The 21112-nt window shown below is 59.7% G+C and carries 17 protein-coding genes; 1 reads left to right on the forward strand and 16 read right to left on the reverse strand.

Annotated features, from left to right (window positions below):
* Positions 1-15: 15 nt before the first annotated feature.
* The 6 genes from GYN08_RS11785 to GYN08_RS11810 all read right to left on the reverse strand — a co-directional run bounded on the left by GYN08_RS11785 (position 16) and on the right by GYN08_RS11810 (position 8477).
* Positions 16-1719, reverse strand: coding sequence for a phage tail tape measure protein (locus GYN08_RS11785; RefSeq protein WP_166274382.1), 1704 nt, complete (start codon positions 1717-1719; stop codon positions 16-18).
* Positions 1720-1757: 38 nt separating this feature from the next.
* The gene (locus GYN08_RS11790) at positions 1758-2747 is read right to left on the reverse strand and encodes an ABC transporter permease (RefSeq protein WP_166274383.1); all 990 of its coding nucleotides are present in this window, start codon (positions 2745-2747) and stop codon (positions 1758-1760) included.
* On the reverse strand, positions 2744-3673 hold the full coding sequence (locus GYN08_RS11795; protein WP_166274384.1) for an ABC transporter ATP-binding protein: 930 nt from the start codon (positions 3671-3673) through the stop codon (positions 2744-2746). Before GYN08_RS11795 ends, GYN08_RS11790 begins: the two co-directional genes overlap by 4 nt.
* Entirely contained in the window at positions 3670-6087 is a 2418-nt protein-coding gene (locus GYN08_RS11800) for a hypothetical protein (protein WP_166274385.1), read from the reverse strand. The genes GYN08_RS11795 and GYN08_RS11800 overlap by 4 nt, the downstream gene beginning before the upstream one ends.
* 207 nt (positions 6088-6294) lie before the next feature.
* Positions 6295-7194: a formyltetrahydrofolate deformylase gene (purU, locus tag GYN08_RS11805; RefSeq protein ID WP_166274386.1), complete on the reverse strand. Its 900-nt coding sequence runs from the start codon at positions 7192-7194 to the stop codon at positions 6295-6297.
* A gap of 155 nt (positions 7195-7349) precedes the next feature.
* A complete protein-coding gene (locus GYN08_RS11810) occupies positions 7350-8477 on the reverse strand; it encodes a deoxyribonuclease IV (protein ID WP_166274387.1) in 1128 nt (375 codons plus the stop codon).
* 323 nt (positions 8478-8800) lie between these two features.
* Here GYN08_RS11810 and GYN08_RS11815 point away from each other — a divergent pair, with 323 nt between their 5' ends.
* Positions 8801-9703, forward strand: coding sequence for a TIGR01777 family oxidoreductase (locus GYN08_RS11815; RefSeq protein WP_166274388.1), 903 nt, complete (start codon positions 8801-8803; stop codon positions 9701-9703).
* 123 nt (positions 9704-9826) lie between these two features.
* On the opposite strand, the gene GYN08_RS11820 is transcribed toward GYN08_RS11815, so the two are convergent.
* From GYN08_RS11820 to GYN08_RS11865, 10 genes are all read right to left on the reverse strand, one after another.
* Entirely contained in the window at positions 9827-11776 is a 1950-nt protein-coding gene (locus GYN08_RS11820) for a DUF6382 domain-containing protein (protein WP_166274389.1), read from the reverse strand.
* A 12-nt stretch (positions 11777-11788) separates the two neighbouring features.
* Positions 11789-12304: an A24 family peptidase gene (locus tag GYN08_RS11825; protein WP_166274390.1), complete on the reverse strand. Its 516-nt coding sequence runs from the start codon at positions 12302-12304 to the stop codon at positions 11789-11791.
* Between the two features lie 188 nt (positions 12305-12492).
* On the reverse strand, positions 12493-13449 hold the full coding sequence (locus tag GYN08_RS11830) for a TadE/TadG family type IV pilus assembly protein (RefSeq protein ID WP_166274391.1): 957 nt from the start codon (positions 13447-13449) through the stop codon (positions 12493-12495).
* Positions 13450-13465: 16 nt separating this feature from the next.
* On the reverse strand, positions 13466-15754 hold the full coding sequence (locus GYN08_RS11835; RefSeq protein WP_166274392.1) for a DUF5702 domain-containing protein: 2289 nt from the start codon (positions 15752-15754) through the stop codon (positions 13466-13468).
* Between the two features lie 60 nt (positions 15755-15814).
* Positions 15815-16519, reverse strand: coding sequence for a TadE family protein (locus tag GYN08_RS11840; RefSeq protein WP_328802930.1), 705 nt, complete (start codon positions 16517-16519; stop codon positions 15815-15817).
* A 6-nt stretch (positions 16520-16525) separates the two neighbouring features.
* Positions 16526-16714 (reverse strand): Flp1 family type IVb pilin, encoded by a 189-nt coding sequence (locus GYN08_RS11845; RefSeq protein WP_166274393.1) that lies wholly within the window; start codon positions 16712-16714, stop codon positions 16526-16528.
* 36 nt (positions 16715-16750) lie between these two features.
* A complete protein-coding gene (locus GYN08_RS11850) occupies positions 16751-17629 on the reverse strand; it encodes a type II secretion system F family protein (protein ID WP_166274394.1) in 879 nt (292 codons plus the stop codon).
* Between the two features lie 13 nt (positions 17630-17642).
* Positions 17643-18521 carry a type II secretion system F family protein gene (locus tag GYN08_RS11855; protein ID WP_328802931.1) on the reverse strand — a complete coding sequence of 293 codons (879 nt, stop codon included), beginning with the start codon at positions 18519-18521 and terminating at the stop codon, positions 17643-17645.
* Complete coding sequence (locus GYN08_RS11860; protein WP_166274491.1) at positions 18518-19768, reverse strand: CpaF family protein; 1251 nt, start codon at positions 19766-19768, stop codon at positions 18518-18520. Before GYN08_RS11860 ends, GYN08_RS11855 begins: the two co-directional genes overlap by 4 nt.
* Positions 19769-19791: 23 nt before the next feature.
* Positions 19792-20958, reverse strand: coding sequence for a P-loop NTPase family protein (locus GYN08_RS11865; protein WP_166274395.1), 1167 nt, complete (start codon positions 20956-20958; stop codon positions 19792-19794).
* Positions 20959-21112: the final 154 nt, after the last annotated feature.

Raw genomic sequence — 21112 nt, forward strand, 5'->3', positions numbered from 1 at the left:
TTCCCCGAATCCCGTTCAGGATTCCGGTCTGATCTCGGTAAAGTAACTTTCCACCAGGCCCTGCACGCTCTGCGGCAGATCGCTGCGGCCCAGCGAATCTTTGGCCCTCTCGGAATATTCGCCGTATACTTCCTCGTAAGGACGGCTCACGCCGTCGATCGTCGGCGAAACGCCGCCCGTCTGCTTGTCTCCGCCGCTCGAAGGGCCGCCGTCGGACTGGACATTGCCTTCGCCTTTCAGATCTCTCGGCGTCGTGACCAGCTCGCGGCCGCCGCTTCCCCAGCCGGCTCCGCCTCCCTGTCCCGAGCCGTTTCCTCCGGAACCCGAACCGTTCCCTCGGCCTTGACCTTGCCCTTGACCGCTGCCGCTTCCCTGTCCGGATCGGCCTTGGGAGCCGGAACCTTGTCCGCTTCCGGAAGAACCTTCGCCGTCGGCGCTTTGCCCTTCCGCTCCTTCGCTCTGCGAGCCTTCGGAAGCGTTCGCGCTTTCGGAGCCTCCCTCGGCGGCCGAAGCGGCATCCGCCAGCGCCTGGGCTGCGCCTCCTTTGCCCCAGGCGTCGGATACCGACATGCCCGAGGCGGCCAGCTGCCCGGCCATGTCCATGCCGCTTTGAGCGAGCTGCGCCGCCGCTTCGGCCGCCAGCTCGCTTTGCTCGCCGAGCGATCCGGATTCGGCGGCGGAAGCCGCCAGCTTCTCGGCCAAGTCTTGAATTTGCTCATCCGACAATTTCCCCGAAGCGGCCAGCTGTTCGGCGGCTTTCTGCAGCGCTTTTTGCAGCGCTGCCGTTTCCTTTCCTTCCTTCGGCGCCTGCTCCGCAAGCCCCTTCATGGCATTTGCCAGCTGCTCTTTTTGCTGCTCCGACAGCTTCGACACGGCGTTCTTCAGCGCTTCCGCCCGCTCTGATGCGTCGGCTGCCTGCTGCTTTGCCGCCTCCTTGAGCGCCTGCTGGGCGGCGATTTGCCGGTTCCAGTCCTGCAGCTCCTGCTGCTGCTTCTCCGCCGTATCCGCTTGGCGCCCCAGCTCCTTCATCGCTTCTTCCATTTTATCCAGCGCTTCTTCCGCGCGGCGCGAATTTCCCAGTTCCTTCGCGAGACCGGCGGCGGACTCGGCCAGCGGGGCCCGCTCCTCCGGCGGGATCGGCGCTTCGTTCAGCTCTTTCGCCAGCGCTTCGGCCCGCTTCTGCTGCGCGTCGATCAGCGCCTGCTCCCGCTCGCGCTGACGCAGTTCGCCGTCCATCGGATTGGGCAGGAGGAGCAGCAGCGCACAGACGACGACCAGAGCGGAAGCCGCGGACTCGGCACGGCCGAATTTCCAGCCGAAAGGCAGCCGTTCCCGGCGTTTGGCCGCAAACTCCAGCCCGTACGCCTCCGCCTGCGCCCGCTGCCATCTGGAAGCGGAAGAATCGCGGTCCGCGAACTCCAGGGCGGTCGTCACCAGATCGCGCCGTTCTTCGGCCGGGTCCGCCGCGTCCATGGCCCGGGCAGCCTCCTCCGTTCCGACAGGGCGCAAGCAAGCCGCCGCGGCTCCCGCGGCAGCGCCCAGCAGCGCGCAGACGGCCGCCCACAGCGCCGCGCGGGGAATCGGAATCAAATAAGCGGCACCCGAGAGCAGGACGGCGGCCGCGAGGCCGATCAGCAGGCCTCTGAACGCGAAAGCGCATATTTTAAAAATCTGCAGCCGCAGCCTGACCGATCGGATCGAAGCCATCAGGTTATCCATGCCGTCTCCTCCCTTCCTCTCGCGCTTGCGACAGTCTTTTACTTATCGTTCTTCATGCCCTCGGCAGGCTTCATCTCCGCGACTTCTCCCGCAGAGGCGCCGTTATTCGGCGCGTCGAAATCGTCTTCTCGCCGTTTGCGGCGGACGGGCCGAATGCGACGGATCGCGACCCACAGCGCGCCGACGATCACGACCGAGTAAACGAGCAGGAACTGCAGCCACAGCGCGATCGGCGCTTTGCCCTGCAGATTGCCGCTGTTGACGAGGAAAGCCTGCTTCGAAATGCCGGGCTCGAAAATGCTGACCAGCGCGCCTACCGGATTGAGTCCCAGAATGAACCCGACCCACGAGTATTTGGGCGGGACCGTACCGCTGTAATAAGACTGCTGCACGATCGCGAGCATCAGCAGATAGGCGACTCCCGTCGCGGCGAAAATGAACATCGTCATGCCGTAAGTCATGATGACCGAAATAATCGTGCGTTTAAAGATCGTCGAGCACATGATGCCCAGCGCGCCGAGCAGCAGCATCGTGAACAGATAGAACAGGAACACGAGCGCCAGCTGCGACGGCGAGATGCCTCCGTACAAAAATACGATACTGTAGACCGGAAGCGTCGCCAGCACGATCAGCACCATGAACGCCAGCGAGGAAAAAAGCTTGCTCAGCACGATCGCCGACGAGCTCTGCTGCGTGGTCAGCAGGATGTTCAGCGTCTGCTTTTCCCGTTCTCCGCTGATGACGCCCGCCGTAAGCGCCGGCGTCATGAACGCGATCAATACGAGCTGCGCGATGCTCAGCACGTAGAATAAGACTCGGCTGACCGACGGATCGAATCTTCCGCCCGACTGCTGATCCTGCAGCCCCGTCGTCACGTAGATAAATCCGATCGCCAGCAGTCCCAGCACCATGACATAGATCAGCAGCGCGACGAACGAACGAGGCGTGCGCATCCGAAGGCGAAATTCTTTGTCCAGCACGGGATTGATCCACAAACTTCCTCCGCCGGCCTTGTTTTTCAAGCTCATGTCGCGGCTCCTCCTTTCGTGATTTCGAGAAAGACGTCTTCGAGGTTGGTCTGCGCTTCGTTAAAGGACACCACTTCGTATTCCCAGTCCAGCACGCGGCGCAGCAGCTGCATCTGCTCGACGTCCTGTCCGCTGAAATGTACCTGGATGCCGTTCGCGTCGCTCAGCACCCGGCTGACGTGCGCTTCGTCCCGCAGCTTCGCGGCCAATTCTTCCTGACGCGCCAGCGTCCGGATATGCAGCACCCGGTTGACCCGCAAGCGGCTCTGAATATCGGATACTTTGCCCTGCGCGACCATTCTTCCGTGTTCGATCACGCCGATCTGATCGACCATCTCCGCCAGTTCCGGCAAAATATGCGAGGAGATAATAATCGTTTTCCCCATCCGTTTGAGTTCTTTCAAAATTTCGCGCATTTCGATCCGCGCCCGCGGGTCCAGACCCGAAGCCGGCTCGTCCAGAATCAGCACTTCCGGATCGTGCACCAGACTGCGCGCCAAGCACAGACGCTGCTTCATCCCGCGCGACAGTCCGTCCACGTAAGCTTCTTTTTTATCCGACAGATTGACCAGTTCCAGCAGCTGCGGGATCAATTTCTCGCGTTCGGATCGCGCAATGCCGTAGCTCGCTCCGTAAAAATGCAAATATTCGTCCGTCTTGAACCGGTCGTATACGCCGAAAAAGTCCGGCATGTAGCCGATCCGGCGGCGCACCTCTTTCGGATGCTTCGTCACGTCGAACCCGCTGACTTTCGCGATGCCCGAATCCGGCAGCAGGAGCGTCGCCAGGATCGACATCGTCGTCGACTTGCCCGCCCCGTTGGGACCGACGAAGCCGAATACCGTTCCCGCGTCGATCGTCATGCTGATACCGTCCAACGCTTGGAAGTTCCCGTAGCGCTTGCTCAGATCCTTGATCTCGATCATGGCTGCACCGCTCCTTTCAGCTTGATTTCCGGCAGAGCCATCGTGGTCCACTCGTTCACGCGAACGCGGATCTGAACCTGGCCGCCGCTTGTCACGTAATCGTCCGCCTGCTTGTAATTCTCCGATACCGCTCCGGTCTTCCAATCGATCGGCTGCCACTTTTTCTCGGCCTCGTTCCAGATCTCCAGCGTCGCGGTCTGAACCCTGCCGTCCGGCAGGCGGACATCCAGCTGCTCGTAATTCACGCCTTCCAGATCCGGCAGCGAATATCCGATCGTCATCGTGCCCGGCGAAGCGCTGACTCGGCCCATGCCGTCGTCGCCGACCTGCGTCGTATTCGTATGAATGACGGAGCCTCCCACGTATCCGTAAGGAATGTTGACTTCTCCTTCCCGAATCAGCTCGACGGTGACCGGCTGCGTATACATGCTGAGACGGTCGTTCGTGACCGACTTGCCGCCCGCGGTCAGCTTATCGCCGGAATCTTCCGCGAAAGCCATCAGGAACGCGTTTTGCATGCCGACCCCGTTCAGCACGCCGCTTCCCGGAATGTTTTGCGTCATCGACCGTTGGCGGACATACGGATCGTTACCGGACATCGGAGTCGAGAACAAAAAGCTGCCGATGTCGTAATAGCCCGAGGTCAGCGTCATGCCTTTGCCGATCGTCGCTTCTCCTCCCGGTTCCAACTGACCGAGCTTGTACAATTTGCCGCCCGCGACCAACGCGGCATCCGTCAACCGAGCATTCGTATCGTTGACGACGCGGCCGCTGATCTCTCCCTGCTCGTCGATCTTCAGCTCCGCATCCAATTTTCCCGTCTCGAGCCCTTCCGGCTCTTCGACCGTGAACTTGGCGACGGACCAATATGACATGCCGCCGAGACGAAGCTGCGTGCCGTCCGGCTGTTCGCGCACGAAATTGTTCAGCTGACCGCTCACCTGTCCGCCGCTGCCGCCCATCCAATTGTCCCCGCTCATCATCGACACCTGCGTGCCGGCCGGGAAATCGACCTTATAATTGCCGGAATTCGGCACGAATAACGCCGTCGCGCTGCGTCGTAACCCTTCGCCCTCGCCGTCCAGCGTGACATAGCTCAGCGTATGGGCCAGCTCGTTCGTTTTGTCCGAAGAGCCCGTCATGTAGATCGCCGCGCTGGATACGATCGCGATCAGGGGGATAAGCACCCAGGCCCATTCGCGTTTATCGAATTTGCGCAGAATCAGATACAGAATCGGAGCCGCGATCACGACATAGATCAGCAGCAGCCAAACGAGCACGCTCAGCTTCGGCATATGCAGCGACGGGAAATAGTCGAGCGCATACGACAGATTGTAATAGTTGGAGCTGAACGAAGGTACGGCCACTCCTCCGCCGACGGCCGTGGCGGCGGATAAGTCGCTTGTCAGCAGCTTGCCCCACAGATCCGCACTGCCGGCCCAGGAGGACAGCGGCGCGAGCGACAGGTCATACGCCGAATACCACACGCGCCCCGCCTGGACCGGCATCGAAGCGATCAGCGGCAGGCCGCCCGAGCTGTAGCGCACGGAAGCCTCCGCTTTGGCCGAAGCTTTCGCCGCGGTCAGCGAAGAGCCTGCGGGAAGGGCTTTGCCTCCGCCTCCTCCCGCCAGCGGCGCGGCCGATACGGATTCCGTGCCGCCCGAGACTTCGACCGGCGACAGATCTTCCAGCCCGGCCGCCGTCTTCGCGTAGCCCGCGCCGCCCCCCAGCAGCAAGGAGCCGCCTCGCTCCACCCAGGTCCGGATCGCGCCGAGCTGTTCCTCGCTCAGCGTATCGGAAGCAAAGTCGTTCAGGACCAGCACGTCGAGTCCGTCGAGCAGCATCGGATTGCCGCCGATATCGTCCGCTTCGAGCGGCACGACGCTGATCGTCTGTCCGCTGCTCTGCAGCAGACTCAGGAAATTCATCGTGTCGGGATCGGATGCCAGGACGCCGACGATCCCGCCGTATTGGCTTGAACTGCTCAGATAAGCCCGACCTTCCCGGAAAGGCGCGGCGTCCCCTTTCTCCACCGAACCCGGGTAAAAGCGGATCATGCTCGTATTGCGCGAATACGAACCGCCCGGAATAGCCAGCGTCACTTCTTTGGCCGTTCCGGCCGGAAGCTCCACGCGGCGCACATATGTACTTTCTCCCATCCCGTTCTGCGGCGCCACCTGCACGACCAGGTCGCCGGTCAAGTCCTCTCCGCTCGTCAAGGTTACCGTAAGCGGATTCCAGCGGCCCTCGTTAACCTTGCCTCCGTAGCCGAATTCCGCGGATACCCGCAGACCGCCCGTGTCTTCCTTGGCAGCGGCTCCTTCCGGGAAAATCGGCAGCAGCGCCGCGATCAGCACGATCGGCAGCAGCAGCGCCGTGACGCTTACGGCCGCTCTTTTTCTCCATGCAAACATAACATTCTCCTTTCGTTCCTTCAGCTTACAGAACACTTAGACGCCATAAATAGCTAAATTTTACATACCTGAAAACGGCAGCGGCCTGTTGAGAACTCAACAGGCCGGTTATGCGCCGTTTCGGCAGCAGAATGATATTGGAATCGTCTGCCCGGACTTCCCCTTATTAAGACGGCCGCCGGCAGCTTTTTGTTACGAAATTGATGTTCAGTTGAAGACGACGGTCTTGTTATGATGCACCAGAATGCGGTCTTCCGCATGCCATTTGACCGCCCGCGCCAGCACGACCCGCTCGATCGTCCGGCCGATCCGCTTCAGTTCCGGCACGTCGTCGCGGTGGCTGACCCTCTGCACGTCCTGCTCGATGATCGGGCCGCCGTCCAGTTCTTCCGTCACGTAGTGGGCGGTCGCCCCGATGATCTTCACGCCGCGGTCGTACGCCTGGGCGTAAGGCTTGCCGCCCACGAACGCAGGCAGGAAGGAATGATGGATGTTGATGATCCGGTTGCGGTAGTTCTCGATAAAGTACGGCGACACGATCTGCATGTAGCGCGCCAGCACGATCAAGTCGATGTCGCCGCCTACGGCCTCAAGCTGCTGCCGCTCCGCTTCCGGCTTGTTGTCCTTGGTAACCGGAATATGCCGGTATTCGATGCCGAACGATTCGACGTATTCCCGCATGTCCGGGTGATTGCTGACGACGACCGCGATTTCCGCGTCCAGATCGCCCGCCTGCCACTGCCAGAGCAGTTCGACCAGGCAGTGATCCTCCTTGGAGACGAAGATGGCGAGCTTTTTCTTCTTGGCGGCCCGGTTGATCTGCCAATCCATCGAAAAACGTTCCGCGATCTCCGCGAAATCGGACTCCAAACGCGGCAGCTTGCCGTTCAGCCCGTCCAGGTCGAATTCGATCCGCATGAAAAACATGCCGCCGTCCGGGTCCATCGTATATTGGTCGGACTGCACGATATTCGCTCCGTGATCGAACAGGAAGCGGGATACCGTCGATACGATGCCCGGACCGTCCGGACACGAAATCAGCATGCGGGCCCGGTTTTCGGGCTGCTGCTGGCCTGCGGAACCCGCAGTTTTGATATGAAGCTCCATGATTCCAATATCCTCCTTGAGTCCGGACCTGCACTTGCGTGCGCCGGTCTTGTTGACGTTTTGCGCGCAGAGGAGCCCGGCGACGACGCGTTATGGACGTCGGCGCCGCTTCTTTCCCCCGCATTTTGTTGAAACTTTGCCCAGGAGCGAATCGCTTAGAAACGCGCCAGCGCTTCCTTGCCCGCCAGCACGGCGATCAGACGCTTGTTGAGGTCTTCTTCGGACAGTCCCGGCAGCACGGCGGCTTCCAGAGCCAAATCGTACATCCGCTCGAGCGGTTCGCGCGGGTCGGCCTTTTTCGCCTTCGCGTCGTTTTTCAGCAGCGACCAGACGTCCAGCGTGAACGCCCGCGGATCGAGATTCTGCGCCGCGAAGAACGTATGCAGCTTCTCGACGTCTTCCGCAAAGCCCGAGCCGAAGCGCTCCCCCACGGTGCCGCGCAGCAGCGCGATTTCGATCTCGTACATCGGGCGCTGCGTCTTGACGTCTTTGCCGATCCACGGCGTTTCCAAAATAAACGGCAGATGCGCAAGCGACGGATGGTTGACGACTTTGTCGATCGCGTCGAATCCGATCCAGCCCGAACCGATCGGCGTATGGCGGTCCTTTTTCGCGCCGACCGGGTTTTTGCTGTCGTTGATGTGCATGACGCCGATCCGGCCCAGTCCCACGATGCGGTCGAACTGCTCCAGCACGCCGTCGAAATCGTTCGCGACATCGTAACCGGCATCGTGAATATGGCACGTATCCATGCAGACGCTGAGACGTTCGTTGTTCGGCACTTTTTCGATGATCCGCGCGATCTCTTCGAACGAACGGCCGACTTCCGTGCCTTTGCCTGCCATCGTTTCCAGCGCGATGTTCACGTCCGTTTCCTGCACGCCGCTCAGCACTTCCGTCAGGCCCGCCGCGATGCGCTCGATGCCGTATTCGACGTCTTTATCGGTAAACGCGCCGGGATGCAGCACGATCTGCTTGGTTCCGATCGCATGCGTGCGCCGAATTTCTTCCTGCAAAAAGCTGACGCCCAGCTCGTACGTATGGTCCTTGTAAGAACCCAGGTTGACGATGTACGGCGCGTGCACGACGATTTCCGGCACTCCGTTCTGTTCCATCAGCCTGCGGCCTTCCTCGATATTCATCGTTTCGATAGGCTTGCGCCGCGTGTTCTGCGGAGCGCCGGTATATATCATGAACGACGTCGATCCGTAGCTGTTCGCTTCGTTCGCCGCGCTCACCAGTCCCTTGTCCGAAAAGGACACGTGGGAGCCGATTTTAAGCATGATTCATCCTCCTCTTTGTCTGCGGCCGCCTCTTTCTTCCAAGTCCGATAAGACCCGTTCGATTCGGCGCCCGTCCAAACCTTGTCTCATTTTAACGTGAAGCGGGCAAGAAATCTACGATGAAGCACGGATAAGACAGAACTGTTACCGGCAAAAACGTCTTCGTTCCCCGGTCGGATGCCTTCGAAGAGACCGAAGGAATTTGTATTGCGCGGACGAACGGCGTTTAATATAAAGAGAGAAGGCGAAGTTCCCTACCGGGTTCGTATTATATATGGAAGAAAAAACGAAAAAAGCGGATATTCCGCAAAAGGAGGCGCGGCATGAAGATTGCGATCGGCGGCGGAACGGGATTTATCGGACAAAAGTTGACGGAAAGGCTGATACGTTCGGGACATGAGGTAATCGTGATCTCGCGCAAAGCGGCAAACGGCGACGGCTCCGCTCCCTCCACGGTGACCTGGGACGAAATCGAAAAAAATCCCGCCGTGCTGGCGGACTGCGACGGCATCGTCAATCTGGCGGGCTCCTCGCTCAGCCAGCGCTGGACGGAGCAGGCCAAGGCGGAAATGGAGCGTTCGCGGCTGGAATCGACGCGTCGATTGACGGAAGCCGTTCGAGCGCTGGACAAACCGCCGGCCGTGTTCATTCAGGCGTCCGCGATCGGGATCTACGGGACGTCGGAGACGGAGACGTTCGACGAAAGCTCGCCTCCCGGCGGGCAGGACTTCCCTTCGCGGCTGTCCGTGAAATGGGAAGCCGCGGCGGACGAAATCGAACGGATGCCGGAGGTGCGTCTGGTCAAAATGCGGATCGGGCTCGTACTGGGCCGCGAAGCGGGCGTCTACCCGGTGCTCAAGCTTCCTTATAAACTGATGGGCGGCGGAAAGCTCGGCAGCGGACGCCAGTGGATGTCCTGGATCCATATCGACGATCTGACGGCGCTGTTCGAATTCTGCCTGACGAATCCGAACGTCTCCGGCCCCGTCAACGCCGCTTCGCCGAACGCCGTTACCCAGGACGAGCTGGGCCGCGTGATCGGCGGAGCCGTCGGCCGCCCGCACTGGTTCCCGGTTCCCGAGGGACTGATGAAGGCCGTGCTCGGCGAAATGTCTCTCATGGTCACCGGCGGTCAGCGCGTGGTTCCGGCCGCGGCGCTGGAAGCCGGGTTCGAATTCAAGCATCCGTATGCGGAAGAAGCGGTGCGGGATTTGGAGCGGGGATAGCAACGTTTTTATAGAAAGAAACGAAAAGAGTCTGTATCAGACCCTCGAGACGGGATCTGAACAGGCTCTTTGCTTGTGCCGCGCGATAAGGGATTTCCTTCGCCCGTCTTCTTGATCTTCGGATCATCCGCAGCGCAGCGTATACGAAATCCCCGCGATCTTGAAAGTGTCGCCTTCGTGCATCTCGTACGCTTTGTAAGGCGTAAGCGCCTCGCCGTTAAGAAGCGTGCCATTACGCGAACCGATATCTTTGATCGTGCACTGATTGTCCGTAAGCTCAAGTTCCACATGCGCGCGGGAAATGCCCGCCGCCGTCTCCACGTGCTGGGACACTTCCTGGGAGCGCCCGATCGTAAAGCTCCCCGGAAGCAGAGCGATGCTTTGCGGAAGCGAGCCGTTCTCCAGGCGTTCCAGGCGGTATCTCGGTCCGGAAGCGCCGCCTACCGATAGTCCCGCCGCGGCCGCGGATCGCCCGCCGTCCAGCATCACGGTCGGCTGCGAAGCGGGAGCCGCCAACATCCCGGTACCGGGAACGGCCGCCGGCCGCTCGAATTCTTCGACCCGCATTCGCTGCGAAACATCCGCCGGGCTTTCCTCCCGGAACCCTTCGGAGTAAGAGGAAGACGGCCGAAGAAAACCGGGTATGCTCGGTCCTTCATCGCCTTCGCGGGAGACTCCCCACTCGCCGGCCTGTCTTCCGCCCGTTCCCGCGGCGTCATTGCCTGGCTGCCCGTAAAACACCCGATGTCCCGATTCTTCGCGGGGCTTCTGCCAGGAAGCGGCCAGCGCTTCCGCTTCCTCCTCTTCTTGCCGGCGTCCTCCTCCTCCGAACTTCAGCTTGCCTGCCCAGCCGAGGTAGGCGAAAACGATAAGCAGCGGCGTCGCCACGACGCAGATCAGCAGGCCGGTCTTTCCGGGATTATCCAGGTACAAAAATTTCCACAACACGGCAAGCAGCAGCACGCCGATGAGCGGCATGACCAATCGGCCGTTTTTGCTGTCTTCCGGCTGAACTTCTCCGAATTCGTCCTCCCCGTCCGAAGCCTTCCCCTTCCGCAGTCCTTTCTGAAGATCCTCCTTCTTTCCGCCGCGGCCCATCCGCTTCCGCCGGCCGCTTGCCTCTTCCTCTTCTTCGACCGGCGGAAGCGCCGAATGCGCCTCAGATCCCCACTGTCCGGCGAAATTTTGAGCGTATTGCGGAGCGTCCTGCGGAGCGTACGGCTGAGGCTGCCGTGCTGGCGAAACGTTCCGCGCGGCCAACCGACCGCCGTCCGCATTAGCCGAAAAAGCGGATTCGGGAGCACCGTAAGCCGCTCCTCCCGCATGCGGCTGCGAAACCGCCGCGGCCGCTCGCTGTCCCTGCGGCCAAGCACTCGAGGCAGGAGCTCCGTTCAAGCCGCCGGCTCCGCCCCTTGCATCCGAATAATCGTTCATCGAAGGAAAAAGCTTCGGCGCGGCCGCGCCCGCGGCCTCCAAACCTCCGGTATGCCGCTTGCCGCTGCCGGCCAGCAGCCCGATCAACAGGCCTTTGAGCGACTGCAGCGAAAAGGAAGATTGTTCGCACATCTGCAGAATCCGCTGGACCCCTGTACCCCGAAAATCGTCCACGGCGGTCATCCAGCGTGCCGCCAGACCGCCGATCCGTTCTCTGCTCGGCGCGAGTTCCATCGACTTGCTCAGAGGCAGATAAGTCAAGTATACGGTTCCTTCCGACAGCGGACCTTCCACGAACATATAATCTTCCTTGAGCAAAAATCCGTTCGGATTCAGCATGTACGTCATGCCGTATTCAAGCGCCGTCACGATCTGCAGCAGCAGCGCGTAGTATTCGACCAACGTGATTTTTTCCGTTTTCATGCACGTCGACAGCATCCGCTTGCCGCCGATATTGTAGTGAAGCTCCGCTTCGTCGTCGACTTCGCGCACATGCAGATCAAGCACATGCGGCACGTTCGAAGAAGCCAGCATTTTGACCTGCACCCGGTTCAGGTCGTCTCCGCCCAGCTTTTTTTCGCCTCTAAGCACCATATAAGTCGTATCTCTCTGAACGAAATCGGTGACCCAGTCTTCCACCTTCAACACCCCTTAATACATATAAAAGTATCCGGCCAAAGCGCCGGGCAGAACCGCCCACATGAACGGGAACGTCAGATGATGAACGCGATCCGCATTCAGCGGAACGAGGCTGCGAAACATAAACACTCCCGCCAGACTTCCGAAGATTCTTTTGATCCGCCGCAGACCTTCGCGCCTCCAACAAAGGATGCCCAGCCCGATCGCGCCCGCGAACAGAATCGAGTACAACAGAGTCTGCGCGGCGAACAATATACCGGTCCAGGCTCCGATTCCCGCAAACAGCTTCACGTCTCCCGCTCCGACCGCGCCGAGCAGATAGAGGATGAACAGCACGCCGAACCCTGCCGCGCACCCTTTGCCCGCAAAATACAATCCGTCCAACCCGTGTGCCGCCCCTTGGTACAGCAGTCCGCTGACGACAAACGCCAGGTTAAGCACATTCGGAATTTTACGGGTACGGATATCCGTCATAAACGCCGCGACCAAAAAGCAGCCGCAGCCGATGAAAGCCAGGATGTCGCTCATGGGATGTCTCCTCGTTTCTTTCATTAAATAGGGGGATAACGGGAAGGCTGCCGCTTTTCAAAAGCTTTGGCCGCCTCAACACCCGCGATACCGGACCGATCCTGTTGTCCGATCCGGGGTATCGCCGACGCTGCGGCCGGCCTTCCGTTCAAAGCCTCCTTCAATACCAAGCTTCGACGCATCACCGATCATTCTCGCTTTCGGACTTCAAACGACGCTTCGGCAGGAGTGCCCCCGGCCGTCTCCACTACAAGCGCCCACTCGCCGGGCGTCGTATTGCCTCCCACCAGCCAGGTCCAGGACAGATTGCCGGAAGCGTCCGCCGTCTGCTGCCCCAAATATCGGGCCGTGCTGTTCCCGCTCTTGTAAACGACTTTGATCGTCGCGGTTTGCCCCGGCTGAACCTTCGCCGTAACCGTTGCCCGGGTGCCGGGATAGGCCGGACTGGGCACGGAAGTGATCACCGCCGAGCCTCCCGCTTCCTCCCCCGCGCCCGCTTCCGCCGTTCCTTCCGTCTCTCCGGTATCGCCGATCCAGGCACGCTCTTCCGCTTTGGCGCGGATCGAGATCGGCTTTCCCGTAAACGGAACTTTGATCGGCAGTTCGTAAGTCAATTCCACGCCGAAGTAGGGCCGGTTGCTCTCTCCCGTCGTCGGTACCGTAATGCCGATCACATGCAGCTTTTCCATATTCAAAGGCCCGTCCGCAATCAGCGGCCGAAGCAGCGGCTTAATGACGGGATCGAGCACGGCGGAAGACACTTCGTCTTTCAACGACCGGAGAGGAATGTCCCCTTTTGCGGCGGCTTCTTCGACCCATCCGCCGATCGGCTCGGGAAGCGAGGAGGCATACTTCGCCGCCAGTTCGCTGAACGAAATTTTCGCGAATCCCTCCAGCCCCTTGGCGACCGGCTCCACTTTGCTTAAGCGGTCCGCCGCCATTTGGACCGGATACAGATGCGTGGATACCTGCTTGGCCGCCTCGGAAGCGGTCGTCTGCAGCACGGTCGAAAAAGCGGTCATTTGGACGATGTAAGCGAGGAAAACGAACATAAGCAGAAAAATGGGCAGAACGAGCGACGCTTCCACGGTAATGCTGCCCCGGTCGCCGGCCGCACGCCGGATTTTATCGTGAACTTCTTTCATGAGCCGCCTCCGTGAATCAATAAGAATAATCCGCCTGCAGATCCACCGTATATTCGCTGCCCGACCAGGTTCCTTCGCCGACGTTCATCGTCTTCATCACGCCCGGCAGAAACCAGATCGGCATGGAGATCGCGGCATCTCCGGACAGGTACGTGTAATGATCGTCCGGATTGACTCCGGTATCGAAACGGATTACGGCCAGCATTCGGGAAAGCCGGTTATCGTTACCGGGATGCGCGAACAAGAACAGCCTCAAATGATCTTTGTACGTGAGCCGGATTTTCAGTGTGTTGGAAAGTTCGATGTAACCCTGCTCGGCCAGCTTGAACATATCGGCGATCGCTTCGACCAATCCTTGCAGAATGGCTTTAGCCAATATGACCAGCGGATTGCCGAAAGCGAGAATCTTCGGATCGGTCAAGGCTTCCATCGTCCGGATCGCGAGACGCATCGCGAAAATCTCTCCGTAAGCCGCCGCGATATTGCCGCCGGGATTGGCGAATCCGTAAATGATATACTCCAGTTCCTGTTTCTCGACGCTCAGTTGATCCGCCGCTGCCGAACCGTCGAGAGGCTCGCCCGGCTTAGCGATCTGACGCATTTTGGAATAATCGAAGTTGGAGAAATGATCCGACGCGTATTCGTTTTGCAGCAGTCGATCGCCCGTCGCGTCCAGCAGGCCGGCGATTCCTCCGAAAAATCCGTCCATGTTTTCCATCGCGTCTTTGCCCGCCGCTTCCGGATCTTCTTCCAGCGCCGCTTTTTCGGCTTCCGCGGCGATCCCGCTGTTCAACGCTAGGTTTTCCCGATAGTACTTTTCCAAAGTCTGAAAGTCTTCGTAATGCCCTTTCGTTTCCGACAGAAACTTGATGATCTCCTGGACTTCCTTGATTTTGCCTTTCGCTTCTTGTTCCGCTTTTTTGCGTTCCTCGTCATGCTGGCGATGTTCCCGGAGAGCCGCTTCGATGTCTCCGATGACGCTGCCTCCGCTGCCGTATCGGCCGTTATATTCGGAAGCCGTCTTTCCAGCTCCGATCACCATGCGTTTTAGCGTATAGCCGTTCATGCCGGAATCGCCGAATGCGCGGCCCAGCGTCTGCTGCAGCGAATTCACGTCGGACTGCATATGCGAAAAATCGTTCTCCTGCCCCGTAATCCGGCCTTCCATCGCAGTGAAAAACTCGGGCTTCAGCAGCAGCTCCTTTACCTGCTCGCGAATCGACGAAGCTCCGCCCGCAGGTCCGCCTTCGGCCCCGGGAATATCCGAGCGGGTAACCTGATCGTAAGGAATGTCCGCGCTCCGGTCTCCCATCGCCGCGATCACGGCTTCCATCTCGCCGTTAATTTCTTTGGCTTTGAGCAGATGCTTCCTCGCCTGGAGCAGATCTTCCGCGTGCGGAGGAAAAGCCACATTTATCGTATGCTGCATCCGGCTTGTAATACGCTCCGAGCCGGACTCATATGCGGAGATTTTCGCGAGCAGCTCCAGCCATTCGATGAAATCCGGATTCGGATTCCCCTCGCCGTCCGTCTCGGGCGGCGGCGTTTCGAACGATACCCGTTCTTTCTGCGCTTTGTAGTCGTTGTACTGCGCCGCCATATCGACAGCCGTCGAGACCCCTCCGCCGAGCGGCGTGTTCCCGATGTCTCCGGATCCGTTCGTGCCGATCTGTTCGACCAGACTATCCGTGCGTTTACCGGCGTCCTTTTGCAGCTTCAACATGCTGTCCAGCTCCGCTTCGCGCTTGTCGTACAGCTTCTGAAGTTTCTCCAGCACTTCGACCGCTCCCGACGCTTCCTTCATCGCCTGGGACATCGGCTTGAAACGGCCGACGACTTCGATCGCGAAGTTGACCGGCGCTTTGTATTTCATCTCTTCGTTGATCTGCGTTTTGAATATTTCGTAATCTCCCAGTTCGCGGCTCAGCTCGACCGACGAGGAGACCAGCTTGGCATCCGTGATGGGCAGTACGCCTTCTCTCTCCTTATACTCGAGGCTCCGTTCGAGCACTCCGGAAAAGATCAGCGACGGGTCGGTTTCGCCGTAAGCGAACAGCCCGTAACTGCGCTGCAGTTCCGGCACATAGGCCGACATGGCCGAACGCGCGGCGGCATGCATCAGCCGTTCGCTTTTCGCCTTCAGCGCCGCCATGCGAGAATAATCGATAAAGATGGCGACGAACGCCAAAGTCACCGCCAGAACCAAGCTTAGAAATATGGTGATCGAGCCGTGCTCTCTTTTCCATAAGCGGCCGCAATACCGGATCGGCAGCCGTCTTCGAATCCCTTTCAACCTTGCTTTCAACCCCTCACCCCCGAACCGGGACGCTTTCCTTGCCCGCGCCCCGGCCTTCATTCGCTGTCGTTATTTCTTGGCTTTCTTGCTCAGCTGCACGCCCGCGTTCTCCGGCGTCATCGCTACGGCCGCTCCGCCTTTTTGCGCATTAGGCACCGCCTGATCGGCTTTGAATTTACCGGCGTAATAGCGGACCAATTCGATATTGCGGATGAACTCCACCGGCTCCACCACCGTCGAATACTGGGAGCCGCCCATTTCGTCTCCGGCAACGCGCCGGATCGGCGCCAGATTAAGAGGCGTATGCAGCACCGTCGTAATCGGGTGCAGCAGTCCGCGCCTGCTGGTCATGGTGCCGTCCATGCCCGCCGGCAGCTCTTCCGCCGCTTTCGCCATTTTCGCGGAACCGAGCGACTCTCCTCCGCCTCCCGGCACGCGGATCGTTTCCTCCGCAGCCCCGCCGCCTATCCCGCTGAACAGCGCCGTCAGCAGTTGATCTTCCGTCAGACGCCAGTACAAGTCTTCCGTCTGCCCTTTGTCGAAACTCCCCGTGCGCGCTTCCTTATGCCGGTTGTTCCAGCTGTAAGCCGCACGCTCCGACGTAATAGCCGAAGCCTGAACGAGCATGGCACTCTGGTATAAGTAGAGGCAGAGCATCAGGATTAAGATCACGCAGATGAAGACGATTGGCATGACGAGAGTGGATTCGATAGTGAAGCTGCCTTGCGAACCGCAAAGTAAAGGCCTTAATATTTTTCGCCTAAACGTCTTCATGTCCGATTACTCAAAGAAACTTTTGCTTTTTGTGTCGACGCTTTGAAGCAAACTTTTGATCAAATTTGTGATTTGCGTTTTGAACAACAGCGCAATAATCAGTGTAATCCCAATAATCAGAATGACTTCAAGCGTCCCCAACCCGTCCTCTTCTTTCCAAACCCCTTTAACTTTGTTTCCGATTGCCTGCAGCATGCTTACTCCTCCTTCAAGTAGTTTTTCGAATTCCTCTTACATCTGAATCAGCATCATCGCCGGACCGCCGACCATGAGCATGACGACCAGCAGAATCAGCACCATCGGAAAGACCATTTTCGACGAAGCTTTTTCCCCTTGGATTCTTCCCAGCGACTTGCGTTTATCCCACAGCGTTCTCGACAGGTCCCTCAGCGCCATCGCGAATTCGCCGCCTCCGCGCTTATGGTTCAACAGCACCGTCGTGACGAAGACGGTCGCGTCCTGCACGCCGCAGCGCTTGCCGAACTGCTCGAACGCCTGGTGAAACGGATCCCCGCTGCGGCATTCCGCAACCATGCGGTCGAGTTCCTTATACAGCGGATGGTCGCTGCCCTCTTTCTGCTTCGAGCATCGGAAAATCGCCTGCTGGACCGTTTCCCCCGCGCCGACCAGCAGCACGATCTTGTTCAGCAGTTCCGGCAGTTCCATCAATATGCGCTCCTCGCGCTGCTTGACTTTGGACGCCAAGTCCTTGATCAGCGCAAAAGGCAGCAATACCGCCATACCGAGCCCGATCGCCAGCCAGGCAGCGGCACCTCCGTTGGCAATCGCCATTCCGCAGCCTGCGGCGGCGACCAGGAGCGCATACAGCAGCATCTGGGCCATGAACAGCATCGTTCTCTCCGCGCTGTCGCGCAGCCCTTCCCCCCGCTGTACGGAAGACTGCAGTTTGTGGAAAAAGATCGGGAAGCGCGCGGCAACCCGCATCCGCTCCACCAGCACCAGCATCGGCGGCAGCAGGCCCCTCATGCGGATACCGTCCATCTGCAGCGCCGCAATTTTGCGGTGCGCCGGAGTCCGCTGCGCGGAAGCCAGCAGCAGGGCGGCGGCCAATGCCAGCAGCAGCAGGCTTGAAACGATCGTGACTATCATGTCCACACCCCGTTTAAATTTGAATATTCATGATGCGTCCCATCAGCCAGGCGCTCAAAAACAGCAGGCCGAGTCCGACGGTCGCCAGAATAATCCCCATCGGCGTACCGTACAGCGGAGCCATAAACTCGGGAGCCGAAGCGTTGATGAACAGAATGAAAATAAACGGCGTTCCCAGCAAAATATTCGATTCGAACTTTTTCTGGGCGATCATGACCGAAATATCCTGCTGAATGTCCATCTTCTCCCCGATTACCGTCGAAGTACGCCGTACTACCTCGATCAGATCGCCGCCCGTTCGCTTACAGGTCACGAAAACGTCGATAAAATTGTCGATGTCTTCGATCTGGGCCCTTCGGCCGAAGTCGAGCAGCGCGGACTCGATCGGTTCGCCGTATTCCAGCCGCGTCGTAATGACTTCCAGCTCGCGGATCATGTCGCTGTTCCCGCCCGGGTACAGCAGCGTCAGGTCGGCCGCGGCTTCCCGGAACGCGTTTTCCACCGACCGCCCCGCAGCCATCGACGAAGACAGTGAGTAGAGCGCCTGCTTGAAATGCAGCTTCAGCAGCATCCGCTTGCGCTCGATCTGGCGTTTCTGCCACATCTTCGGCGCCTTCAAGGCGGGAAGCGTCAGCAGCAGTGCCAGCAGCCATATTTTGTAGAACAGCAGGCCGACCGCGAACAGCACGCCGCCTACGACAATCATGCTGAGCATCTTTTCGTATCCCGCCAGCTTATAGGTCGTGTAGTCCCGCAGTTTATCCGCCGGAGCGTCATGCGTCCCTTTTGAATTCGGCGGGTTCCCCCGATTCGGAGCGCCTTTCCCGGATCCGGCTCTGCCCGCGGCCGGCCTGCGGACTCCGCTTGCGTTCATGCGCAGCAATAAATTCACCCCCCTTCAGGCAGCCCGGCGATCCGGCGCCAGTCGGCCATGCCCGCGTCCTGCAGCTTATCGGTATGCAGCAGAGATTCGGGGCGGCGGCGCAGTTTCCCGACGATCCGGCCGTCTTTTTCTCCGTCCTCTTCGAAACGGAACAGCTGCCGAAGCTCCACCTGTCCGTCCTTCATGCCGAGCACTTCGCTGATCTCCACCACGCGGCGGGAGCGGTCGCGAAGACGGGACAGATGGACGAACAGGTCGATCGCCGAAGCGATCTGCTGACGCACCACTTCCACCGGAAGATCCGCTCCGCTCAGCACCATCGTCTCCAGACGGCTCAGCATGTCTTTGGCGCTGTTCGCGTGGCCGGTCGACAAGCTTCCGTCGTGTCCGGTGTTCATGGCCTGCAGCATGTCCAGCGCTTCCGCGCCGCGAACTTCGCCGACGACGATCCGGTTGGGCCGCATCCGCAGCGAGGAACGGATCAGGTCGCGGATCGAGATCTCACCCTTGCCCTCCACGTTGGCATTGCGGGTCTCCAGCGACACCAGATTCGGCACCGTGACAATCTGAAGTTCCGCCGAGTCCTCGATCGTGATGACCCGTTCGTCGGGCGGAATATACTGCGAGAGAGCATTCAGAAACGTCGTCTTGCCGGAGCCCGTTCCTCCGCTGATAAAAATGTTGTACCGGCTGCGCACCAGCGTTTTCAGGAATTCCGCGGCTTCTTCGTCCAGCGCTCCCCGGCGCACCAGATCGTTCATCGTCATCGGTTTCTCCGGAAATTTGCGGATGGTCATGGTCGGCCCCTTGAGCGCGATCGGCGGCAGCACGACGTTTACCCGCGAACCGTCCTTCAAGCGCGCATCGACGATCGGCGACGATTCGTTGACAATCCGGTTGACTCCGGACACGATCGTCTGCACGATGTCTTCCAGCTTCTCGCGAGACTCGAAAGTCTGCGGCACGCGCCGCACTTCGCCTTCACGTTCGATAAAAATTTCCGTATGCCCGTTGATCATGATCTCCGTGACGCTTTTGTCGTCGATGAGCGGCTGCAAAATGTCGAGCCCCCGAAACGAATCGTAGACCCGGCGCACCAGCAGACGCTTCTCTCCCGAGGTCAGAGCCGCGGCGCGCAGGTCCGACAGCACCTTGCGCTCGATCAGCTTCATCAGTTCGCCGTCGTCCGCCGACTGGGTGACGTCCAGCGCGGCCCGCACTTCGGCGCGCATGGAGCGGAACAGTTCCTCCTGCAATTCCGTCTCTGCCGCCTCGCTTCTCATCCTCGGCCTCCTACGTTCTGCACCGACCGCTGCCGGGATGCCCGAGACTGGCCGAATCCCAACTGCTCGCACAGCGCCAAAATGTCCCGTTGGAAGATCGGCGAACCGAGCAGCACGTCTTCCCTCGACACGTATTTCCATGACGGAATATAAGATAGGAAAGCAGACGGGCGAATATCCGAACGCGGCAGACGGTTCTCCAGACGGCCGCCGTAACGGTTAACGATAAAGTGGCTTTTGCCGAGCAGCGCGTAGAACCGGTCGGGCTCGTGGGCTTCCCGGCAGCTCATCCAGCCCGATGTTTTCTGCAAATGAAACAGGTCGTCGGTAAGCAGCCACAGCACGCGGTCCGCCCGTTCGAGCAGTGCCCTGGAACGCTCATGACTTTCCGTATCCGTGTCGGCGATAAGAATGTCGCACATGCCGCTTGCGGCTATGTAGTCGATCAGGTCTTCCGTATCCGCCGCGCTCATCTGCAGCAGCTCGTCCGGGCGTTCGAGCGGAGCGAAGGAAGCCGCCTTCATCTTCTCCTGGAAAGTGGCATACTTCGACAAAGCGGCCGCGCAAGCTTCGCCGTTCTCTTTGGCGGCACGCAGATCGTACAGCAGCTCCGGCAGCCCTCCCGTTCCTTGAGGACCGCCGCTCACGCCGCGAAATCCGGCCGCGCTGTCCACCGTTTCCAAATTCAGATAAAAAACTCTGAGCCCCCCTCCTCCGAGCTGCTTTGCCAGGTTTAACGCCACCGTCGTTTTGCCTGCGCCGGGAGCGGCGGAGTATACGGCGATGACTTCGGCTCCGGACACTGTCTCCCCCGTCGTATTCCGCGCCGTTCCGGCCAAATCCATCACCGCCGTCAGCAGCAGATTGAGCGGCTGAAACGGCAGCAGAACGGGCCCCCCGAGCGCGATGCTCTCCGCTCCCCCGCCCAGCGCCGCCCAGGGTACTCCCCGGCCTCCTTCCGTTTCCAGCCACGGCGCCAGAAAGGACGGCTCGCCCAGCACGAAATCCGGCCGCTCTTCCCTCATTGCGGCGAGAAACGCTTCAATTTTCGAAAAAGCCCGCACGCTCACCTGCTTCGCGAATTCTCCGGTGCGCGCGTACAGCAGGAACGGCTCGATATACTGTTCGTCCGCCACCGCCAGCACCATTTGCAGATTACGCATCTCCTGTTTCCTTCCTTTCCTCGCAACACAAAAAAGCACCGCTCGCAAACCTGCCGTATAGGCAGGTCAGGAGCGGTGCTTCCGCCGTGTTCCATTTATTTACTCACACAATAGCACAGGGTTCGCAAGCCGGCAAGACCCATTTTTTTCTTTT

Source organism: Saccharibacillus alkalitolerans, assembly GCF_011090185.1.
Lineage (GTDB): Bacteria > Bacillota > Bacilli > Paenibacillales > Paenibacillaceae > Saccharibacillus > Saccharibacillus alkalitolerans.